The following is a 20972-nucleotide window of genomic DNA, read 5'->3' as shown; positions in this document are numbered from 1 at the left end:
CTTATGGGAGCTTAAACGTCAAGCCCGCACCAAATACTTCTTTGAACTGTGCGGCTGGACCGGCTCCGATGACATTTCCTTCGCTGTCACGACGGTCAATCATAATATCATCGTCGTAGATCATAGTAAGACTAAGGCTTGCACTCAGCCAACTGTTCACTTTAGCCGTGAAAAGCATCTCCCAGTTGATGTCGATGTTTCCGAAGTTCTCCAAATAGTTGGCGTAGAGATCCAGCTTGTTGCTGAAGTCTACATTCTCTATCAAGTTGGTCTTCGTGTATACAATCTTCACGAAAGCTCCAGCCTCAACACGAACTTGCTGACCTTCAGTAATGATGTTCCCTGCCGTATCGCGCTCCGCAGCGTCCACACCGAAGGCTCCATCATTGGCCAAGTCTTGGTCCAAGACAAAAGTCATTTTGGATGTCAAGGGCGAAATGTAGATGGACAGATTTTCTGCAGGTACATAGTCCGCACCAATACCGACGAAGATGTATCCCGGAGCCATCCAATCTGAAATGCGAACATCGTCTTCATCAACCCCTTCATAGAACTGCGTTCTGAAGGTGAAAGATCCCGTAGCGCGCCAGTTCGGGTTCGCTAAATCGTGACCGAGTTTGGAGTTTAATTCCAAACGGTCATCGGTTTTGGTGAAATCGCCGTCCACAATGTTCACACCATAGGCTACATCCAGACTGTTATCCCAGTGCCAACGTCCTACAGAGCGATTGGCAAAGGCGCTGAACAGAGCGTTTCCTGAAAGGGCGTTGTCACCCCCCGCTTGCCAGTTCGAAAGAGCGGTCTGACTAAAGGTTAAGTTGAGTTGCGCTCCGGTTGTCCACGCTTTCGTGGTATCCTGAGCCAACAATGATTGTGGTAGTAAGAAGGCGCCGAGGGCCAATAAGAATAATCCTTTTTTCATGTCTTGCGAATTATGAATTGTGCACGTGTACATCCATCTGAGGATAAGGGATATTCAGTCCTTCGGTGTTGAAGGTGTTGTATATCTTCTCTTGCATATCAAAATAGATTCCCCAGTAGTCTGAGGCATTACACCAAACACGAACCACAAAGTTTACAGAGCTATCCGCCAATTCGGAAACGGCAACAAAGGGCTCGGGATCTTTCAAAATGCGGTCGTCAGCGTTGATCAAGCCCATCATGACTTCTCTGGCCTTGGCCGTATCATCTCCATAGCCGATTCCAAAAGTCATATCCACACGGCGCTGAGGCTCAGTGCTGAAGTTGGTCATGCTACCCGTAGAGAGTCCACCATTCGGAATGATGATGGTCTTGTTATCAGGTGTTTTGAGAATGGTATTGAAGATCTGGATCTCGCTTACTGTACCCATATGACCTTGAGCCTCGATAAAATCTCCCACTTTAAATGGTTTGAAAATCAAGATCATAACTCCGCCAGCGAAGTTTGAGAGTGTACCGGACAATGCCATTCCAACCGCCAAACCTGCGGCACCGAGTATGGCCACAAAGCTGGTCATTTGAACACCCAACATACTGATGGCACTGATATAGACCATCACTTTGAGCAGGGTTCCAATAATTCCGCCTAAAAAAGGCTGAAGACTCGGGTCAACCCCGCGTTTATTCATTGTTCTTTTGATTTATGTTGGTGATCGCCTTCGCGATCCAGAGACCGATGACAATTACGAGAACAGCGTAAATCAATCGAAGACCGAAATCTTGGACCATAGCCATGATTTCATCAGAATTAAATTCCATGTTGCAGAGGGTTTGATGATTAAACTTGGGTGGGTACGCGAATTTAGGCTTTTTGCTTGAAGGCGTTTATGGCCTTAACGGTAAAATCACTGAGAACCAACTTCCCGCTCATTTCAGCACGTTCTTCGAGGAGCTGATCCCAATGTTCCGTCCCATTCCAGAAAGCCTTTTTCAACAAGGACATGGCCTCTGGATTGCTCTTGGCCAAGCGTCCCGCTAAAGTGGCAATGGCCTCATCCAATTCTTCGGCCGAATCGTAGATTTCGGTATACAGTCCCTTATCACGAGCCCAATCGGCACTGCGCCATTCCGTAGCATTGATGGCTAGTTCGGTCATGGGTCCAGTGCCTATTTTCCGCTCGACGGCCGGGCCAACTACGAATGGTCCAATTCCAATGGCCAGTTCACTGAGTTTAACAGAGGCGAATTTAGTCGCTAAGCAATAGTCGACAGCACTGGCCATTCCGACACCTCCACCAACGGCCTTTCCTTGAACTCGACCAATGATGAACTTTGGACAGGTACGGGCGGCATTGATCACGCGCGCAAACCCCATGAAAAACTCCTTACCGGTTGGGTAATCCTCGATAGAGATGAGCTCATCGAAAGAAGCACCTGCACAGAAGGCTCGCTCCCCTGCGCTTTTCAATACGATAACCTGTGCCTCGTCATTAGCGCCTAAAGCCGTGATGGTTTCCGCCAACTTCCGCAGTATTTTACCTGGAAGTGAATTGCTTTTGGGATGTCCGAATTCAATGGTCGCCACTCCGTTTTCAATAGAATACGCAACGTGACCTTCGTCAATAATGCTCATGAGCTCTTTTTTTCAAATTCAAAGAAGTTCTGTCGTTCTACGCGACATGTTTGACTGTGGTACCAGCCGTACCAGCCGTTTCGGCCCCCTGATTTCGCTACGCGATGCCGCTCATTTTGGGCCCAATGTTGAATGGACTCCATGTCCTTCCAATAGGAGATGAAAATGGTTCCTTCTCCGTCGTTTCGCGATTCATGTCCCAAATATCCGGGCATGGTTTGTGCGAGGTTGATGGTCTCCTCATCCATTTCCGCATAGCCCTCGAGGTCTGGACCTGGGGCGTACGAAAAGATGACTGCGTAGTATGGCGCCTCTAGGGACGATCTGTCCAGTGCCATCAGGAACTTTGATCGCGCTTTTTCACCATGGTGAGAATGGTTGCCATGGCAACGGTTTCGTCCGTCTCATCATATACGTCCACGAGGAACTTCACGATGCCCTTGGCGATATCTTCTTCGCTGCGTTTTTCTTGGTCCACCTTTTCCTTGACGGTGAACTTCACACCCAAAGTCGCCCCTGGATATACAGGTTTGGTAAAACGCGCTTCATCAATACCGTAGTTCAATAGAACCGGGCCTTTTTTCGGATCAACAAAAAGTCCGGCCGCTTTACTCAGGATGAAATATCCATGCGCCACACGACCCTCAAAAATGGTCTCGTCCAAGGAAGTCGCATCCATATGCGCATAGAAGTTATCTCCCGAGACGTTAGCGAAATTGACAATGTCCGCTTCGGTTACCGTGTGCTTGTGCGTGTACACCGTGTCTCCGACGTTCAAGTCCTCGAAATGCTGGCGAAAGACATGAGGATTAGCTTCCGGGCGATCCGCCCCGGGTTGATAAACGTTTGTGACCCGCGTCAAAGTTGTCGGATGCCCTTGAATGGCTGTTCGCTGAAGGTAGTGCAAGACCCCGCGCTTTCCACCCATCTCTTCTCCTCCACCAGCTCGTCCCGGGCCACCGTGGGTCAGAAGCGGCATAGGTGAACCATGACCCGTTGATTCCCGGGCACAGTCCTCATTGAGAATGAGAATTCGGCCGTGGAATGCCGCCGCGTTGAGCACGAACTCGCGAGCAACCTCGTTATCCGCTGTTACCAGGCTACATACCAAGGAGCCTTTACCCATATTGGCCAATTCGATAGCCTCATCCAGGTTCTTGTAAGGCATCAGGGTGGATACCGGACCAAAGGCCTCGACATTGTGGCTGGCGGTTTTGTTGAACGGATCGCTGTTGACCAAAAGAAGTGGAGAAAGGAAGGCGCCTTTTGAGGCATCCGCTTCTGTGACCTCAACCTTGTCTAGACTTCCCCAGACTAAGTCGGAATCGTTCATCAATTCTTTGACTTTCTCACGAACCTCATCAAGCTGTACTTTCCCAGCCAGCGCTCCCATGCGCACCCCTTCCGCGGTTGGGTTTCCAACCTTGGTTTTAGCCAAGCGTTGCCCTAAGGCGATTTGAACATCTTCGAGCAAGGCTTCCGGAACAATCGCGCGACGAATAGCGGTACATTTTTGACCACATTTAACCGTCATCTCCCGCTGTACTTCTTTGATAAACAAGTCAAACTCGGGTGTTCCTGGAACCGCATCTGGTCCAAGAACGGAAGCATTTAGGGAGTCGGCTTCCATATTGAAGGGAACCGCTTCTTCAACCAAACGCGGGTGACTCTTCAGCATACGTCCTGTAGATGCCGACCCGGTAAAAGTCACTACGTCTTGAGAAGTAACGGAGTCCAAAATTCCCCGCGCACTACCGCAAATCAGCTGTAAACTTCCCTCTGGCAGAATACCGGACTCTACAATGTCACGGACCATCAATTCGGTTAAGAAACTCGTGACCGTAGCCGGTTTTACGATGGCCGGAACACCTGCAAGTAGATTGACGGCGATTTTTTCCAACATCCCCCAAATAGGAAAGTTGAAGGCGTTGATGTGGATGGCCACCCCTCTCTTGGGTACCATAATGTGATGCCCGATGAAAGAACCCGTCTTGCTCAAAGGTGCTGCGTCCCCATCGACATAATACGTTTCATCGGGGAATTGACGTCGCAAGCTGGCGTTGGCAAATAGATTTCCAATTCCCCCCTCGATATCGATCCACGAATCTCCTCGAGTCGCTCCTGTGGCATAGGACAATTCGTAGTATTTTTCCTTTTGCTTCAATAGGAATAGGGCTAATGCTTTGAGCATTCGACCCCGTTCGTGAAAGGTCATCTTGCGGAGAGCGGGACCGCCAACCTCTCTGGCGTAGTCCATCATGGCTCCAAAGTCTAAGCCATTACTGCTGGCCTCAGCAACGACTTCTCCGGTCACGGAGTTGTATAATGCTTGACCTTCTCCTGATCCTTCGACCCATTGGCCTTGGGCGTAATTCTTGAGTTTCATTGATGCTCCTTTTGTGTAGGGAGCTAAAATAAGACAAAGCGAACGCCCTAAAAAGAAAGAACGCATGGAATCCGGTGGAATTCGCGCTTTCCACTGGGATCTTGTGCTTCAATAACCCAGATGTAAATTCCGGGTGCACATCGATAAGACGAGAAACCTTGGCCCGACCAGGACCACTCCATGTTCTTGGGCATCATACCGCTGTCCGGATGCTCAAAAACCAATTGTCCACTGAGGTTAATCAAGCGAACATTTGCTGACCAGCCCGGCTCGGGAAAGCTCCAGGTCAAAACAGTAAAGTCCGCAATTCCGTCACCGTTCGGGGTGAAGAGCTCGGGGTTTACCTGGCCTTTGGAGCGCGGCCATGTCTCCGCGTGCGAATTGGGTCTAGTCGGCGTCGCTCCTTCCCGTGCTGAAGGTCCGCTGTACCAGTTGGAAGATGAGCGCGCAGAGGAATTGAAGTCTCTTCGCTCGAGACTGACATCCTCGGTTTCCAGTAAGAAGGGTACGTGCCATTCTCGGCGATAATGAAAGGACTCAACGACTTCGAATCCAGAGGTCAGCAAGGCAACAGATAAGGAATCATTGGTCAGGGAAAGCCACTCCGTTGTACCGTGAACCGAAAAGCTATCAAGCTCCGCAAAACTGGACCAAAGCTCCTCTGGATCCGTCGTCCAAACCCAGCGTTCCCCGGGGTTCATCACTAGCGATTGATCGAATGGTGTTCGCACTTGATCGAAAGACATGAATCGCGGGTTGTATTCTGCGAGCCGAAGATCCCCTATGTCAACGGCGTACTTACCTGTATTCACCCATTCAAGCCATTCGACACGGTCATCGCTCGGCTCAAAAAGCAACTCAGAAATTTGAATATCCCCACTATCAGGATCAGATACGGGTAACACGTGCAATGTATCCGGCATAAAGTACCGGCCAAGACAGTCGCGCAGACCTTTGGGCCAATAGAGGTGAAACCCTTCATTCGGCATGGGCTTTGAAAACTGAATTCGCTCCGTTCGAAAGGGGGCTTTGAGGGTGCGAGAAAGAAGAACCCCTTCTTGTATGACTTCCGGCGGATTTTCGGCCCAATAAACCGAATCTAAAGAATGAAACCATCGTAATTCCAGCTCATTGTAGACATAACCATAGCTGAGCCAACGATTGCTCGGCTGAGGAAGCTCAGATAAAACTTCCCACTCGCCCGGACTACCCCCATTTGGGTTGGCGCTCGACACCCAAACCCTTGACCCCATACACGATCGAGAAGTATCCGCCAAAACAAGACTCCATCCACCGTCGGACTTAAAGGACTCATGCATACTAGGTGAATATTCAACAGCATCAATGAGTCTGGCCGTGGAGTCCATCAGCAAAATTTGAGCTCCTGAATTCGGCAAGCTGGGCAGATCATAAAGCACGTGAAAGGCGCCAGGTTCGAGAATAGTGTTTCCCGACAGGCTGGTCTGTATTCCATTGACGGAAAGCACCAATCGATTTAGAGCAAGGGGATGAGCACTCCGATTATAGAGTTCGATATACTCGCGTTGATCCAGTTGGACCGGCGGGGTAGGATCGGCCATGATCTCCGTGATGAGCACATCCCGCAGTTTAGGTCGGAAATAACTCAGTGTCCAAGTAGAATCCAGAGTTCTCCCGCTCAAGTCACTCCATTCGGCCAGCTCAATCTGGTAAAGGGATCCTTCTTGAATCGGCTGGTCCAAAGAAAGTAGAAAAATCTCGCCCGTCTCCCGGTTGGGATGAGCATCAAACCAAGATCCCAAAGGCAGTTTTCGAAGTCGAATATTGTCGGCGGAAACGGTTTCGCTAAAAGTCAATTGCAAACTGCTTGGGCTTAAAATAGTGCTATGGACAATTCTCGGGTCCAAAGTGTCAACCCAGGGTGAATAAGCATAGGAGAAATCATCGAATGAAAATCGACCTGACCGAGTGGAGGTATAGCGGCACCAGATACCGGTATTCTGAAAAGGGCGACTCAGTGTATCGACCGCGCTTCCTAGGGGGATCCACGATCCCGATTGAAGTTGAGCGAGAGACCAAATTCCATCGTGGTAAGTCGCCCGTAGACGGAGCTGAACCGTATCTAAATCCACCACATCCACTCCCGATTCCCAGAGCATAACTTCGGTTGACCCAATCGTTCTTTGCAGTGAGATTCGATCTTCCGAGGTGCCGCCGACTTGCACGAAATAGGCCTCCTGTGCCGCGTTGAAATTGGGCTCCGATGAGAGCAAATACCAACGCAAGTAATTGCTACTGCTTGGATTAAAATCCAAGCGGAAATCAAGAGACCAAGAAGCGGAATCTGGCGGATCAATCAAGGTTGACAACTGCGATGTATCCGTCTGCGCAGGTGCTTGTAGAAACAGCCTTTGAAACATCACTTGAAAGTGCCCAGTATCCCCTTGCCACGGCGGGGAATAAGTGAAGTTTCCGTCCGAAAAGTCATCTAAGATTTGGGCCGAAGAACAAGTGGAGAGCATCAACGCGAGGGTGTAAAAAAACCATTTTTTCATATCTGAGGAGAATTCGTCCGTGGTGTAAATCTGCTACCTTTGGGGGCCTTAAGAGGTCATTAAAGGACAGAGTAGATGAAAATTGCAGTTGTCGGCGCCACGGGTCTTGTCGGGACCGTGATGATGAAGGTTTTGGAAGAGCGAAATTTTCCGGTTACGGAATTCTATGCAGTGGCATCGGCCCGTTCTAAGGGCCAAAAAGTGACCTTTAAGGACAAGGTGTACACCGTCATGACAGCGGAAGATGCTTTGGGCCTACGGCCCGATATCGCACTTTTTAGTGCGGGTGGCGATACCTCTAAAGAGTGGGCACCGCGTTTCGCTGAGCAGGGAACAGTGGTCATCGACAACTCCAGTGCCTGGCGAATGGAGCCCGACGTCCCTTTGGTGGTGCCGGAGGTGAACGGCCACGTGCTCACCAAGGAGCACAAGATCATTGCCAACCCGAATTGCAGCACCATTCAGCTGGTTATGGTCCTGGAACCGCTCCAACGACTTTATGGAATCAAGCGCGTCATCGTCAGTACCTATCAGAGCGTGACGGGGACGGGTAAAAAAGCCGTAGATCAATTGGACGGGGAGCGCCGGGGCGAAAAAGTGGAGCAGGCCTATCCCTACCCTATTGACCTGAACGCCATTCCGCATTGTGATATCTTCTTGGACAACGACTACACCAAGGAGGAGATGAAGCTCATGCACGAAAGCCGCAAGATTATGGGGCTTCCAGAATTGCGCTTGACGGCAACCGCCGTTCGCCTCCCGGTCAAAGGTGGGCATTCTGAAGCGGTGAACGTCGAATTTGAAAATCCCTATGACCTCAGCGTGATTCGCAAGACCTTGAGCGAGACACCAGGGGTCGTGCTGCAGGATCAACCTGAATTCAACAAGTATCCCATGCCGCGATTTGCCGAAGGTAGAGACGAAGTGTTTGTGGGGAGGCTGCGGGCAGATACATCGTGCCGTGAGGCACTGAACCTCTTCGTCGTTTCCGATAATTTGCGCAAAGGTGCGGCCACCAATGCCGTGCAAATTGCAGAACTGTTGGTGGGGTAAAAAAGAGAAGCCCCGCGCACAGCGCAGGGCCCTCTACAAACCACACTAATTAACCTAACCTAAAAATATTTTGAGCGTCTGTGCGAAGCGCTTACTGCAGCTTCGTGGCGTCTCGATAACCTTGTTTGTTCTCGTACCAGTCGTTGAAATTCATACCGTCGCTAGCTACCCAAGCATTGAACTTGAGGTACGCATTTTCGATACGTTGCTTTTCCACTGGCACGCGGTAGTCGTGGCTGATGTTCAAACCCCAAGGCTTCTTATCAGCAGTGATGTAATATATACCGTTGGCTGGATCTGAGTTGTCTGCTGCTTGACCGAACAAGGTCACATCCATCAAGTCTGTAGGCTCCTCACCGGAGAAGTGTACTTCTCGCCCGCGCGTTCCATTCACAAAGATGAAGGGGTTAAATCCTTCATTCAAGAAACCGCTTCGGTTCACCGGAGAAGCAAACTGAATGCTCATCGCAATGGTGTCGTTTCGGTTGTCATGCGCGTCATCAAAGGGGATAAATACCGCTTTTGATTGACCAGCTTCCAAGCCGTTAGGTCCGATGGTCACTAAATTGTCTGTGATGTTTCCACCTGTTACGCTAGTCACCTGTGCAGGTGTTACGGGCATTTGTACCCCAAAACCATTGTGGTATCCGGCGCCAATGTGAGCCACGTAGTATTTCGCTTCGATATCGACTATTTCGTTTGATCCGTTGGTGACTACCTCGTAGTTGACATGGACGACGAGGTCATTGAAGTCGTAGTCTCCTTGAGAAGGCCACAAGTCCTCAAAAGCCAGGCTGCTGTATCCATCTTCAAAGGGGATGTAGTTATTGAACGCACGCGTTGGATCATTTGGATAGTCGTCTTGCGAATCTGGCACACCGTCGTTATCGGTGTCTGTTCCTCCATTAGTAACTGGAGGCAAGGTTCCTGTTTCGATGGCTTCAATGGGGTTTGAAGTAACATAGAAAACGGCGTCGTTAAAGTCGTCATCCGATCCTTGATCGCGGTGCAAGTCTTCAAATCCAATCAATACTAAGTCACGTTGGGCATCAAACAGTTGAACATTGTGCTGACGTTTTGCCGGAGTGCTTTCCGGGTTGAAGTCTGGATTGCTGTAAAACTTTTGTTTGCTCGTATTCACTCCACTGAAAGTCCTCCATGCATTTTGAAAAATGACCCAGCCAATAGAATATCCCGCACCAAAAGCCCCTAGATATACTTTGTCTCCACTGTGCAATCCTCCTCCCGAGCCGGCAAAGCTCACGTTAGGAAAGATGTGGAAAATCGTGTCAATATCATTCGCCGTCTGTGGCGGATTATTGGTTGGATATACATAATAACCGAGGCTATTCTTGTATCCGGCACCTTCGTGGACAAACGTAATCCAAACATCGGCGGAGTCAACAATGCGCAAGTCGGTGGAGTTTCCAGTCGCCAAGTAATGCGGATTGGCAGTTGGAACTGGGTTGTTCTCAGGAAGTGATGCGTTACACGCTGAAATAAAGGCAGCGTCTAAGACATCTCCCTGGGGCAACAAGTATGAGGGTACTCCATGATAGTTATACGCACCCATGTAACTGTACACCGTATTTCCGTTTTTCTTTTGTGGAGGAATAGCCATTAAACTGGCTGCATCCATAGCTCGATTGCTCAGCCCCAGTGTACGAAGGTCGACATCCGCACGATCGTGGAACACGTCAACAGTTACTTGTCCGGGCAAGCCAATTGTTCTTGTCTCTAGATAGATCGTTTTGGCGGAAGTAGGAAGAATGACGGTTTCTGAGAAAGAACCTGAAGCATTCAAGCTTCCGTTTCCTAAGAAATGGCCTCCGCTGTCTGGATGAGCTGTATACAAACTGAATACTGCACCGGCCAAGTGGGCGGGTCCGTCTACATTTACTTCTACACTTGAAGACGTTTCGTAGTTAAAGTGTCCCGTAGCCGGTGTGTAGACCTCCTGAGTTTCTAGATCTTTCTTACAACCTACTAGGAGGATTGCGGCTGCGAAGAGAATGGCTCTGATGTTTTTCATGACGCTCTGATTAATATTGTTCGTTAGAGTGCGCCATGTGTACTGTCAAAACGGTGCCAAAAAACTAAAGCGCTGATTTACAACGCTTTAACAATTCTCATTCTATGTTTATATTCTCTTTTCTGGAATTATTCTCGTTTATGTATTTTTTCTAGAAAACGATAAAAGCCGGTTTAAACACAAACAAAGCCCCGATTTCTCGAGGCTTTGCAGGCTTTATATGGATAAGGTAACTCACTCTTCGCTTATTGAAGATTGGCGTTATTTCGATACCCTTGCTTGTCTTCGTACCAATCCTTCCACTGAGAACCTGCGGCATTGGTCCAGTTGTCAAAACGCAAGTATGCGTTCTCTATTCGCACCTTCTCTACGGGTACACGAAAACTGTTATTGACTTCGAGACCCCATGGCTCGTGATCGGCGGTCTTGTAGTATCGGCCATTTGCCGGATCACTGTCGTCTGCGCTTTGGCCGAACCATGTATTGTCCATCAAGTCTGTTGGAGCTCGTCCGCTTAAGTGAATCTCTCTTCCACGAGTCGCATTAGAGAAGATAAAAGGATTCAGTCCTGATTGGTTCCAAGAGCTCATACTGTACGTGCCACTCAAGGTGATCACCATATGGAGGGTGTCCTCCAAATTGTCGAAGGCATCATCAAAGGGGATAATGACTGCATTGGTCTGGCCCGCTTCTAATCCGGATCCGTTCAGGGTAACCAAGTTATCCGTGATGTTGTAGCCGGTAACGTTGGACACATTGCCCATCGGAATAGGCAATTCAACACCGAAACCATTGTGGAAACTTGCTCCGATGTGCTTGACATAGAAGTCCATTTCAATATCCACAATCTGATTAGAGGCGTCCAAGACGTATTTGTACTGCGCATCCACAACCAAGTCATTGAAGTCATAGTCCCCTTTTGAAGGCCATAGATCTTCGAAGGCATAGCTGCACATGTCATTGGCGTTGGGGAAGTAACTCGTAAAGGCACGAGTAGGATCGTTTGGATACTCATCCGCATTGTTATCTACCCCATCGTTATCGGAATCGTTGTTTGTGTTCCCTGTAATAGTCGGCATGTTGATAGTAGGGATGGCCGTAATCGGATTCGAGGAGGCATAGAAAATGAGATCGTTGAAGTCATTATCGCAGCTACCCCAGTTTCTTGGGATATCTTCAAATCCGATGAGTACCAAGTCTCTTTGGGTGTGGTACAACTGCACGAGGTGCTGGCGGATGCTTGCATTCTGCTCCGGGTTAAAGTCCGGATTGGAATAAAATTTTGTGGCGTTGAAATTGACGGTCTGCGTATTTCCTCTCCATGCATTCTGGAACAAGACCCAGCCGATTGCCTTATCCGAGCCAAAGGAACCGAGATATACCTTGTCTCCGGAATACAAACCTCCCCCGGAGCCCGCAAAGCTGGTATTGGGAAAAATAATATGAATACTATCTATGCCGGAAGCCGAAGTTGGCGGGTTATTTTGATCATATACATAGTAACCAAGCACATTTCGGTACCCCGCGCCTTCCGCAACAAAAGTGACCCATACATCTGAAGAGTCCTGAAGTTGGATATCCGTTGAATTACCACTTGCCAAGTATTGCGCGTTATATGTTGTAACAGGATAGTATTCCGGGAGCGCAGCGTTCACGTCGTTCAAAAGAGACGCGTCCACGTTATCGGCAACGGTTAAGTAATCAGGCACCCCTTGCTGATTGTAGGTTCCCATATACCCGATCACCGTATTAGAATTCTTGGTTCTTGGAATCGGGATGAACTGAGGGTCACCCATGTAGGGTGTATCGGGCCCCGTTTCTGGCAAAAGCTCCACGGAAGCACGTCCATTGACGATCGGGATTTCTACATCTCCCGGCAATCCTATATACCAGGTCTTCAAGAAGACAGACTCCGAAGCGGTTGGAAGAATGAGCTCATTGCTGTATTGGGCGTTATCGTCTAAAACTCCACGCGTCAACAGTCGCCCTCCACTATCAGGATTCGCGGTGTACAATCCAAAGCTAGATCCCGCTAAATGATCAGGCGCACCGATCTCTACGATGGTTGATGTTGAGGTGTTGTAGTCAAAGGCTGCAAGTCCGCCTTCGTTGTCATCGTCGTTGTTGTTCTTTTTACATCCTACCGATACAATCAGTACCGCGAAGAAAAATAATTTGAGTGCTTTCATGGTTTGGGGTGTAAAATTTACACTTAGGTGGTTCAAAACAGTGCCAAAACGTTAAACTACTGAATTTAAAGCACTTAGGCAATTATCTATGCAAGAATAATTCTCGCTGCGGTATTTTTTCTCGCTACGAGAATATCAGCTGTGCTTCCGCAACCACTTCATAACCAGCTTCATGGTCTCTTCATTCACCGTCTCATCGAGCTGCCCGTATTCGCTGATGGCGCAGGTGGTACAGGTTTGGAAAAGATGGTTTTGACCTGGCATGACCATGATCTGGAAATCTTTAATCGGGGCCTTTTTTAAAGCTGCCTCCAAGGCCGGTTTATTCAGCTCTGGAGAGACTTGAACATCTTTCTCTCCAAAAAGGGCCAAAACGGGTACCTCCACAGCCTCTAGAGAAGGACGCGGATCGTAAAGAATGAACTCACGCATCCAGGCACTTTTTATTTCACGCATAATGGCGTCTTGAGCCTGAGCTATATCTTCTTCTGATTCTCCCTCTGCGTAGCCAGCTATGACCGCTTTCATGGCTTCCTGCAGCGCTTCTTCTTCCATTCCGTCATCCAAGAGATCGTACAGCTCTCCCATCATCTTCTCGTTTTCTTCGATGTCTTCTGTGGACATTCCGGCCTGACGATATATGCGCGCACTTTGATCCAAAAGAATATCGCGACCTGGCATGGCTGGTCCAGCCAACAAGACCATGAAGGCCACGTCTTTTCGCTCTTGGGCTACCATCGGTGCAATGATACCTCCTTCGCTGTGGCCCATCAGTCCGATGGCGTCCTTGTCCACAACATCTCCCCGGGACTTGAGATAATCCATAGCCGCTTCAACATCATTCGCAAAATGGCGTGAGGTTGCCGTGGCGAACTTACCACCAGACTTGCCTACTCCGCGCTCGTCGTAACGGAAGACCGCAAAGCCCTTGCTGGTGAGGAAATCGCTCCAGACCCAGAAAGGGCGGTGGTTGAAAATCTCGCTGTTGCGGTCCTGTGGACCAGAACCCGATATCAGGATTACCGTTGGGAAGGGACCGGATCCATAGGGGTAGGTCAAAGTTCCCGCTAGGTCAATCTTGTTCTTCTTGTTTCGGAACTGAACGTTTTCCGACTCATAGTCATAGGGTAAGGTTGGATCCTGAGGACGTTTGTCCTTACCAATGGGCGCATTGGACTTCTCAAAATCTAAGGCGAGTTCAAAAGCTCCTTGTTTGAACGTACCACGCATTTCACCATCGGCCACACCCGCTTGATAGTTGACGCCTGCAGCATCGACTTTAAAGACGAACGTTCCCTCGGAGTAAAAAGCAGTGTCGGTTTGCAGGCCATAGGCTCCTTGATCGGGCGAATCCATGGTGACGGAAATACCGCCGCCTTCTGCCTCCACCACGTGGAGCACCATTCGGATAGAACCATTGGGGGTTTGTAGACTTCCGAGCCAATCGCCGACAACGGGAGACTGGGCCATCGCGCCGTAGGCGCAGAGGCTTAAGAGTAAAGTGAAAAGTTTCCGCATCATACCTCTAAGGTATCATTCAGCGGGTCTTCTTCAAAGTAAAATAGTCGGATTTCTGGATGGGGCGATTGGGCTCCTCTTCGCGCAGTGGTTCGCACTCTCGGAGGGTGTCGCGCATCTCGGCGGGCAGTTCTTGGTAGAGCTTGGTGCCCTCGGTTTTCCAGGCGAGCATATCGTCGCTGACGTCCTTGACGATGCGGGCGGGGTTCCCGACGACCACCTTGCGGTCTTCGATGACCATTTCGCCGGGGACAAAGCACAGCGCTCCGATAATGCAGCCTTCGCCCACTTGGACATCATCCATGACCACGGCATTCATGCCGACGAGGGTATTGGCGCCGATGTTGGCCCCGTGGATGATGGCGCCGTGTCCGATGTGCGCACCGGCACTGAGAATCATCGTCTTGCCCGGGAACATGTGCAGGACACAGTTTTCTTGAACGTTGCAGCCGTCTTCAATGACGATCTTTCCCCAATCGCCACGGATGGCGGCGCCGGGTCCGACATATACATCTCGGCCAATGATCACATTCCCCGTGACGTTGGCTTGAGGGTGCACATAGGCCGTTTCGTGAACGACTGGCTTGAAACCGTTGAATTCGTAGATCATACCCGTTCAATGATAGTGGCGTATCCTTGACCCACTCCAATGCACATAGTGCAGAGGGCATATTGTTTTCCTGTTTTCTGAAGCTCGAGGGCCGCAGTTTGGAGGAGGCGCGTTCCGCTCATGCCGAGGGGATGACCCAAGGCGATGGCTCCACCATTCGGGTTGATGCGCGGATCGTCGTCGGCCAAGCCCATTTGGCGCGTGCAGGAAAGGGCCTGCGCCGCGAAGGCTTCGTTGAGCTCGATGATGTCCATGTCGTCGAGGGTCAGATCGGCCCGTTTGAGGGCCTTCTCCGAAGCGAATACCGGTCCAATGCCCATAATGCGCGGCTCCACACCGGCAACGGCGGCCGAGACAATGCGGGCGATGGGCTTTAGGCCATTCGCCTTGACGCCGTTTTCATTCGCCATGAGAAGCGCGGCGGCTCCGTCGTTCAAACCACTGGCATTTCCGGCAGTGACGCTTCCTCCTTCGCGCTTGAAGGCGGGGCGGAGCTTGGCCAAAACTTCTAGGGTGGTTGTCGGCTTGATGAATTCGTCGTCTTTGAAGACGATATCGTCCTTTTTGCGCTGCGGAATTATCACGGGCGCAATCTCCTCGGCCAAGCGTCCGCTTTCGCGAGCGCCGGTGGCCTTCATTTGGCTCCAGTGGGCAAAGGCATCCTGGTCTTCGCGGGAAATGCCGTACATCTCAACGAGGTTTTCCGCGGTATTCCCCATACCATCGGTCCCGTAGAGCTCTTCCATTTTGGGGTTGATAAAGCGCCAGCCAAAGCTGCTGTCGTGCATCTGAGCATCGCGTCCAAAGGGCTTGGACACTTTCGAAATAACCCAAGGTCCGCGCGTCATGTGCTCCATTCCTGCAGCGACGTAGACATCGCCGTCTTGGTTTTGCAAGGCGCGGTAACTGTTGACCGCTGCCGCCATTCCTGAAGCGCAGAGGCGATTTACCGTTTCACCGCCGACAGTGTATGGAAATCCAGCTAAGAGCAAGGACATGCGCGCTACGTTCCGGTTGTCCTCACCAGCTTGGTTGGCGCAGCCCATGATCACGTCCTCAATAACGCTGGGGTCCAAATCCGGATTGCGGTCCAGAAGGGCGCGAAGCACATGAGCTCCGAGATCATCGGCCCGATAAGGCGCTAAAGTTCCACCGAAGTTTCCGATCGGCGATCGCACGCCGTCAATGATGAATACGTCTTGCATAGTATCGTGTTAAACGTCCCACTCCTGGCCAGTGCGGTACACCGTGCCCTTGAAAAGTGCGACCGTTTCGTCTTTTTGATTCGTGATGGATATGTCGTAGATGCCGATTTTGTTCCCCAAGCTGCGCTCCGTGGCGACCGCCCTTAAGACGTCTCCACTTTTGACCGGCTTGACGTGCGAAATGGAGGTTTCCACCGAGACCGACTGCCGACCGTGTCCGTTGCTCGCAAAGGCCAAGGCGCTGTCCGCTAAGGAGTAGGTAATACCCCCGTGCGCAATATCAAATCCATTGGTCATTTCGTCGCGCACCGTCATCTCCAACACGCTCTTACCCGCCCCGTCTTCCACGCGGCGAATACCCAGCCATTGGCTAAAAGCATCATTATTGTACATCGCGTCTACGACGCGGGAGTGCAGGGGTTCTTCGGCCATAGGGCAAAGATAACCTTTCACATTTACCCATCGATTCTGAGCCTACGGCTCGATGCGATAGTCCCTCGGGAATTAGGTATCTTCGAAACAAAGAGTTCCACTATGTGCGGCCGCTACGTAACCGTTTCGAAATTGACTGTCATTGAAAAGCGCTTCAATGTGGTGGCCCCGCAGCCCACGGGCTATCAGATTCGGGCGAATATTGGCCCTGGAAGCAAGACTCCGGTCATTACGAATGAAACGCCGGGTGAATTGCAGTTCTTCACTTTTGGTTTTACCCCGTTCTGGGCCAAGAAGCCTATGTACGTTTTCAACGCGCGGGCCGAGGGCGATCACAACAAGGAAGACGATCCACACTTTCACGGAACCAAGGGCATCATCAGCAAACCAATGTTTCGGCAATCGATCCGCAGCAAGCGCTGTTTGGTCCCCGCCGACGCCTACTTGGAAGGCCCCAAAAAGGAACGCCTGAGCAAACCGCATGTAGTCTATCGGAGCGATGGACAACGGCCCTTCGCCTTCGCCGGAATTTGGGACCAATGGGTCAATAAAGATACGGGCGAAGAAGTGTCGAGCTTCGCCATCATCACCACGGCAGCCTATGGAGTATTAAACAAGATTGGTCACCACCGCGCTCCCCTGATTCTCAGACCAGAAGACGAATCGGCTTGGCTGAGCAATGACCTCCCCCTGGGCGATGTGACTTCGCTACTGATCCCGGGCGATCCGAAAAGCTTGAACGCCTATCCCATTGACCCGGCGATCAAGAACCCTCGGGCCGAGGGATTGGACTTGCTCCGCCCAACAGGAGAGCGGCTCATTCCCGAGTACGAATACCGCTTCGAGACGGATCTCAAGCTCGAGGGCATGGGCCACACGCAGGCGAGGCAACGTCGATTGGACTTCGAATGAAGGTGAAAATCGAGAACGGTGAGCGCGTGCTCGAGGTGCATTCTGCCGGCGAATGGCGAAACTGGCTGGAACAACATCACGACGATGCCGGCGTATGGCTCGTCCTCTTCAAAAAGTCGAAAGGCCCCCAGCCCTTGAGCTACAACGACGCCCTAAACGAAGCGCTCTGTTTCGGATGGATTGATAGCCGCAAGCGCTCCCGCGATGAGCGCACCTACGTGATGTTCTTCGGGCCGCGTCGGCCTAATAGCCATTGGACCAAGGGCAATACGGAGCGGGTTTTGCGCCTACGGCGCGATGGTTTGCTTCGGCCCCCGGGAGAAGCCGCAGCGGCTCACCTCAAAAATCCAGGATAGGTCGTATCTTTCTAAAAAAGTTTGGGTCATGCATACGATTTTGGGCGCTGGTGGCGCCGTAGGTCAGGAATTGGCCAAGTCGCTCATCGACTACAGCGAGAACATTCGATTGGTTCAGCGAAACCCAGTCAAAATCAACGATACGGACGAGGTCTTCGCGGCCAATCTCACCCATCCAGATGAGGTGAATGCCGCGGTGCGCGGATCGGAAGTGGTCTATGTCACCATTGGATTTCCCTATAAGACTGCTGTTTGGAAGCAGCTTTGGGTTCCGTTTATCGAGCACGTAATAGCATCGTGCCGTAGGCACAAAGCCAAGCTCGTTTTCTTCGACAATGTCTATATGTACGATCGTGATCACTTGGATGGTATGACGGAGGAAACGCCCATTCGTCCAACCAGCGAAAAAGGGAAGATTCGCGAACATGTGGCGCGGTTGGTTCAAGAGGCGCATGAGAAAGGTGAGGTGGATACACTCATCGCCCGCGCGGCGGATTTTATGTGCACCACACCCAATAGCGTTCCCTATTCCACCATTGTCGAGAATTTGAAGAAGGGAAAGCCCGCGCAGTGGTTGGCCGCCAAGAACAAGGTGCACAACTTCACCTTTACCCCAGATGCGGGAGCGGCTGTGGCCTTACTCGGCAACACGGATGATGCCTTCGGAGAGGTCTGGCACATGCCTTCGAACCCAGAGCGGTTGACCGCCGAGGACTGGACGGCTAAGATCGCGGAGGCCTTTGGGGCCAAGAACAAGCTTCAGGTCCTGCCCACATTCATGATGACTCCCTTGGGGTGGTTTATGCCAGTGATGAAGGAAATAAAGGAGATGATTTATCAATACGATCGGGACTACCATTTTGATTCCAGCAAATTCGAAAAGCGCTTTGGCATGGCGCCAACTCCCATCGAGGATCAAATCGCCTACATGGTGGAGCACGCATGAATCAATTTCAGCCAGGCATTAAATTCAAAACTGTCGAAGACTTTCTCGACTACCTTCCCGAAGAGGAACTGATGGTGGTAGAGGCCTTGCGCGAGCTCATTTTTGATTGCTTGCCCGGAGTCGAAGAACGACTGAATTACAACGCTCCTTTCTACTTTGGTCACAAACGTATGTTCTTCATCTGGCCTGCGAGTTTGCCTTGGGGGAAGGTTGACCAGGGAGTTCGCCTTGGGTTCAGCCATGCGGACCTTCCGGATCAGACCTTTGCTGCCGGAGTTCTTCCCGATTTAGCGTTGGCCCGTGGACTGCTTTTTGAAGCGGCCCACTTGGACGGCTTTCAAGGCTGATTTCCCTATCTTCGGGGTATGCGAAAACTCCTACTCTTCCTTTGTCTTTCCGCCCCGTTTTTGGGCTTCACTCAAGACCCCACCGGATGGTGGAATGAATCCGTTTTTTACGAAATCTTTGTCCGCAGTTTCTACGACAGCGATGGAGATGGCGTTGGCGATTTCAACGGAATCACGGCCAAACTAGACTACCTGAACGACAACAATCCAGCCACCACATCTGACCTCGGGATCAACGCCATTTGGCTGATGCCCATTCACCCTTCACCAAGCTACCACGGGTACGACGTAACGGACTATTATGGCATCAATCCGGACTATGGAACCATGGCGGATTTCCAGAACTTTTTGACCGAAGCGCACAACCGAGGCATTAAGGTTATTATTGACCTGGTCCTGAACCACTCATCGGCCCAACACCCCTGGTTTCAGGCAGCGCGCAACGGTGATCCTTTTTACCGGGACTTCTACCGGTGGAGTGCCACGAATCCGGGCTACTCTGGCCCTTGGGGCCAAAACGTGTGGCATCAAAACTCAAACGATGGAACGCATTACTACGGCATCTTTTGGGACCAAATGCCGGATCTGAACTTTACCAATACTGCGGTCAAAGACTCCATCGTAGACATTATGGACTTTTGGCTCAATACCGTGGGTGTAGATGGATTCCGCTGCGATGCGGTCAAGTACCTCTATGAAAATGGGAATCAGCTAGAAGATCAGCCTCAGACTTTTGCCTACTGGCAAGAATTTAGGGCGATCATGGACAGTCTGAAGCCCGGTTCCATGGCCGTTGGTGAGGCTTGGACCAATACCGCCAATGTGGTGCCTTATGCGACCAATGATCGCTTCAACTATTGCTTTGAATTTGACTTGGCCAATGCGCTACAGTTTGGTGCCAACGTCGGCGATCCGCTGGCCATAAGCGGTCAGATGAATACCGTTCAAGGCAGTTACGATTCGCTGCAGTATGGGGTGTTCTTGAGCAACCACGATCAGAATCGCGTTTTCACCAATTTCCAAAGCGATGTGGCCAAAATGAAGGCCGCCGCAGGAATATACTTGACTCTTCCCGGCATCCCCTATGTCTATTATGGTGAAGAAGTCGGTATGGTGGGTCAAGGCGATCACCTCAACATTCGCCGGCCCATGCAGTGGAATCCCACTCCACCATATGCGGGCTTTACGACCGGGACGGCCTGGCAAGGTGTGCCGCTCAGCTACGTGAACTATAATGTGGAAACTTTGGGCGCAGACCCTCAGTCCCTTTTGAATCTTTACCGCAAACTCATCAACATTCGCAGTCGAGAACACGCCCTGCAATACGGTGAGTTTAAGCCGCTCTTCACAAGCATTCCCGGCTCCATATTGGCCTACGAACGATCAGGACTGACCTTGAATCCCATTATGGACAACCCCTTCATCGTGGTTTCCAACTTGGGCGATACGACGATCTCCTCGGTGAATATTGCGGTCCAATCCATGATAGCTGATGCGGGAACCGTTCTGCTTTATGACGTCGTGGAACCAGCGAACAGCTTCGTCTGGAGTTTTGCAGGAGGAAACGTGCTTGAAGTGACGAATCTTCCGGCCAAGATCACTCGGGTCTATCGGGTTTCCTATCCTTCCAGTTTGGAAGAGGAAGACCTCAAGCGCTGGACGCCTTATCCCAATCCGGCCGATCATCAGATTCAAGTTCAGGGAGGAGAAGCCGAAGAGTATGCGGTCTATGATGCTTTGGGCCGAACGGCCCTGGAAGGGGAGCTTTCCATGGGCGCGTTGGAGACTCATGAGCTGCCCGCCGGGTGGTACACTTTACACTTGTCCAACGAAGGACACAGCGAGGTGCACAAAATCTTGATTCAACACTAGTGAAGAAGATTCTGCTGATCAGCGGC

17 protein-coding genes and 1 pseudogene are annotated in these 20972 nt (G+C 50.9%); 6 read left to right on the top strand and 12 right to left on the bottom strand.

All coding sequences use genetic code 11. The annotated features are described in order from the left end of the window. Window position 1 precedes the first annotated feature (1 nt). The 6 genes and pseudogenes from HZ996_04230 to HZ996_04205 all read right to left on the bottom strand — a co-directional run bounded on the left by HZ996_04230 (window position 2) and on the right by HZ996_04205 (window position 7474). Entirely contained in the window at window positions 2-922 is a 921-nt protein-coding gene (locus HZ996_04230) for a DUF3078 domain-containing protein (protein ID QTN38382.1), read from the bottom strand. 10 nt (window positions 923-932) lie between these two features. Beyond that, window positions 933-1740, bottom strand: a pseudogene (locus HZ996_04225) (mechanosensitive ion channel). Window positions 1741-1783: 43 nt separating this feature from the next. Then, window positions 1784-2554, bottom strand: coding sequence for an enoyl-CoA hydratase/isomerase family protein (locus HZ996_04220; GenBank protein ID QTN38381.1), 771 nt, complete (start codon window positions 2552-2554; stop codon window positions 1784-1786). Beyond that, the gene (locus tag HZ996_04215; GenBank protein ID QTN38380.1) at window positions 2551-2892 is read right to left on the bottom strand and encodes an antibiotic biosynthesis monooxygenase; all 342 of its coding nucleotides are present in this window, start codon (window positions 2890-2892) and stop codon (window positions 2551-2553) included. The genes HZ996_04220 and HZ996_04215 overlap by 4 nt, the downstream gene beginning before the upstream one ends. After that, complete coding sequence (paaZ, locus tag HZ996_04210; protein ID QTN38379.1) at window positions 2892-4940, bottom strand: phenylacetic acid degradation bifunctional protein PaaZ; 2049 nt, start codon at window positions 4938-4940, stop codon at window positions 2892-2894. Before paaZ ends, HZ996_04215 begins: the two co-directional genes overlap by 1 nt. A gap of 47 nt (window positions 4941-4987) precedes the next feature. After that, window positions 4988-7474, bottom strand: a complete 2487-nt coding sequence (locus HZ996_04205) for a lamin tail domain-containing protein (protein ID QTN38378.1) — start codon at window positions 7472-7474, stop codon at window positions 4988-4990. A 75-nt stretch (window positions 7475-7549) separates the two neighbouring features. Between HZ996_04205 and HZ996_04200 the strand changes: the two genes are divergently transcribed. Further along, window positions 7550-8527 (top strand): aspartate-semialdehyde dehydrogenase, encoded by a 978-nt coding sequence (locus tag HZ996_04200; GenBank protein ID QTN38377.1) that lies wholly within the window; start codon window positions 7550-7552, stop codon window positions 8525-8527. A gap of 91 nt (window positions 8528-8618) precedes the next feature. Here the strand turns inward: HZ996_04200 and HZ996_04195 are convergent, their stop codons facing one another. From HZ996_04195 to paaI, 6 genes are all read right to left on the bottom strand, one after another. Then, entirely contained in the window at window positions 8619-10559 is a 1941-nt protein-coding gene (locus HZ996_04195) for an LruC domain-containing protein (protein ID QTN38376.1), read from the bottom strand. A 245-nt stretch (window positions 10560-10804) separates the two neighbouring features. Continuing rightward, complete coding sequence (locus HZ996_04190) at window positions 10805-12748, bottom strand: LruC domain-containing protein (protein ID QTN38375.1); 1944 nt, start codon at window positions 12746-12748, stop codon at window positions 10805-10807. 135 nt (window positions 12749-12883) lie between these two features. Then, window positions 12884-14269 carry an alpha/beta hydrolase gene (locus tag HZ996_04185; GenBank protein ID QTN38374.1) on the bottom strand — a complete coding sequence of 462 codons (1386 nt, stop codon included), beginning with the start codon at window positions 14267-14269 and terminating at the stop codon, window positions 12884-12886. A gap of 16 nt (window positions 14270-14285) precedes the next feature. Then, complete coding sequence (locus HZ996_04180) at window positions 14286-14876, bottom strand: transferase hexapeptide repeat family protein (GenBank protein QTN38373.1); 591 nt, start codon at window positions 14874-14876, stop codon at window positions 14286-14288. After that, window positions 14873-16081, bottom strand: a complete 1209-nt coding sequence (locus HZ996_04175; protein ID QTN38372.1) for an acetyl-CoA C-acyltransferase — start codon at window positions 16079-16081, stop codon at window positions 14873-14875. The genes HZ996_04180 and HZ996_04175 overlap by 4 nt, the downstream gene beginning before the upstream one ends. Window positions 16082-16090: 9 nt before the next feature. Next, complete coding sequence (paaI, locus tag HZ996_04170) at window positions 16091-16513, bottom strand: hydroxyphenylacetyl-CoA thioesterase PaaI (GenBank protein ID QTN38371.1); 423 nt, start codon at window positions 16511-16513, stop codon at window positions 16091-16093. Between the two features lie 102 nt (window positions 16514-16615). On the opposite strand from paaI, the gene HZ996_04165 reads away from it, so the two are divergent. The 5 genes from HZ996_04165 to HZ996_04145 are packed head-to-tail and all read left to right on the top strand — an operon-like array spanning window position 16616 to window position 20946. Beyond that, complete coding sequence (locus HZ996_04165) at window positions 16616-17425, top strand: SOS response-associated peptidase (protein ID QTN38370.1); 810 nt, start codon at window positions 16616-16618, stop codon at window positions 17423-17425. Continuing rightward, the gene (locus HZ996_04160) at window positions 17422-17781 is read left to right on the top strand and encodes a hypothetical protein (GenBank protein QTN38369.1); all 360 of its coding nucleotides are present in this window, start codon (window positions 17422-17424) and stop codon (window positions 17779-17781) included. The genes HZ996_04165 and HZ996_04160 overlap by 4 nt, the downstream gene beginning before the upstream one ends. A 28-nt stretch (window positions 17782-17809) precedes the next feature. Beyond that, the gene (locus HZ996_04155; protein QTN38368.1) at window positions 17810-18727 is read left to right on the top strand and encodes an NAD(P)H-binding protein; all 918 of its coding nucleotides are present in this window, start codon (window positions 17810-17812) and stop codon (window positions 18725-18727) included. Then, window positions 18724-19074, top strand: coding sequence for a DUF1801 domain-containing protein (locus HZ996_04150; GenBank protein ID QTN38367.1), 351 nt, complete (start codon window positions 18724-18726; stop codon window positions 19072-19074). The genes HZ996_04155 and HZ996_04150 overlap by 4 nt, the downstream gene beginning before the upstream one ends. Window positions 19075-19092: 18 nt before the next feature. Beyond that, complete coding sequence (locus HZ996_04145) at window positions 19093-20946, top strand: T9SS type A sorting domain-containing protein (GenBank protein ID QTN38366.1); 1854 nt, start codon at window positions 19093-19095, stop codon at window positions 20944-20946. Window positions 20947-20972 lie beyond the last annotated feature (26 nt).

The sequence above is a fragment of the Cryomorphaceae bacterium genome (genome assembly GCA_017798125.1).
GTDB lineage: Bacteria > Bacteroidota > Bacteroidia > Flavobacteriales > ECT2AJA-044 > ECT2AJA-044.
This window is presented reverse-complemented; position numbering and strand designations above follow the sequence as displayed.

Bases quoted from the DNA above. Each gene is read 5' to 3' on its own strand.
- HZ996_04230 (QTN38382.1), bottom strand. From the start codon at position 922: ATGAAAAAAGGATTATTCTTATTGGCCCTCGGCGCCTTCTTACTACCA.
- HZ996_04220 (QTN38381.1), bottom strand. From the start codon at position 2,554: ATGAGCATTATTGACGAAGGTCACGTTGCGTATTCTATTGAAAACGGA.
- HZ996_04215 (QTN38380.1), bottom strand. From the start codon at position 2,892: ATGGCACTGGACAGATCGTCCCTAGAGGCGCCATACTACGCAGTCATC.
- paaZ (QTN38379.1), bottom strand. From the start codon at position 4,940: ATGAAACTCAAGAATTACGCCCAAGGCCAATGGGTCGAAGGATCAGGA.
- HZ996_04205 (QTN38378.1), bottom strand. From the start codon at position 7,474: ATGAAAAAATGGTTTTTTTACACCCTCGCGTTGATGCTCTCCACTTGT.
- HZ996_04200 (QTN38377.1), top strand. From the start codon at position 7,550: ATGAAAATTGCAGTTGTCGGCGCCACGGGTCTTGTCGGGACCGTGATG.
- HZ996_04195 (QTN38376.1), bottom strand. From the start codon at position 10,559: ATGAAAAACATCAGAGCCATTCTCTTCGCAGCCGCAATCCTCCTAGTA.
- HZ996_04190 (QTN38375.1), bottom strand. From the start codon at position 12,748: ATGAAAGCACTCAAATTATTTTTCTTCGCGGTACTGATTGTATCGGTA.
- HZ996_04185 (QTN38374.1), bottom strand. From the start codon at position 14,269: ATGATGCGGAAACTTTTCACTTTACTCTTAAGCCTCTGCGCCTACGGC.
- HZ996_04180 (QTN38373.1), bottom strand. From the start codon at position 14,876: ATGATCTACGAATTCAACGGTTTCAAGCCAGTCGTTCACGAAACGGCC.
- HZ996_04175 (QTN38372.1), bottom strand. From the start codon at position 16,081: ATGCAAGACGTATTCATCATTGACGGCGTGCGATCGCCGATCGGAAAC.
- paaI (QTN38371.1), bottom strand. From the start codon at position 16,513: ATGGCCGAAGAACCCCTGCACTCCCGCGTCGTAGACGCGATGTACAAT.
- HZ996_04165 (QTN38370.1), top strand. From the start codon at position 16,616: ATGTGCGGCCGCTACGTAACCGTTTCGAAATTGACTGTCATTGAAAAG.
- HZ996_04160 (QTN38369.1), top strand. From the start codon at position 17,422: ATGAAGGTGAAAATCGAGAACGGTGAGCGCGTGCTCGAGGTGCATTCT.
- HZ996_04155 (QTN38368.1), top strand. From the start codon at position 17,810: ATGCATACGATTTTGGGCGCTGGTGGCGCCGTAGGTCAGGAATTGGCC.
- HZ996_04150 (QTN38367.1), top strand. From the start codon at position 18,724: ATGAATCAATTTCAGCCAGGCATTAAATTCAAAACTGTCGAAGACTTT.
- HZ996_04145 (QTN38366.1), top strand. From the start codon at position 19,093: ATGCGAAAACTCCTACTCTTCCTTTGTCTTTCCGCCCCGTTTTTGGGC.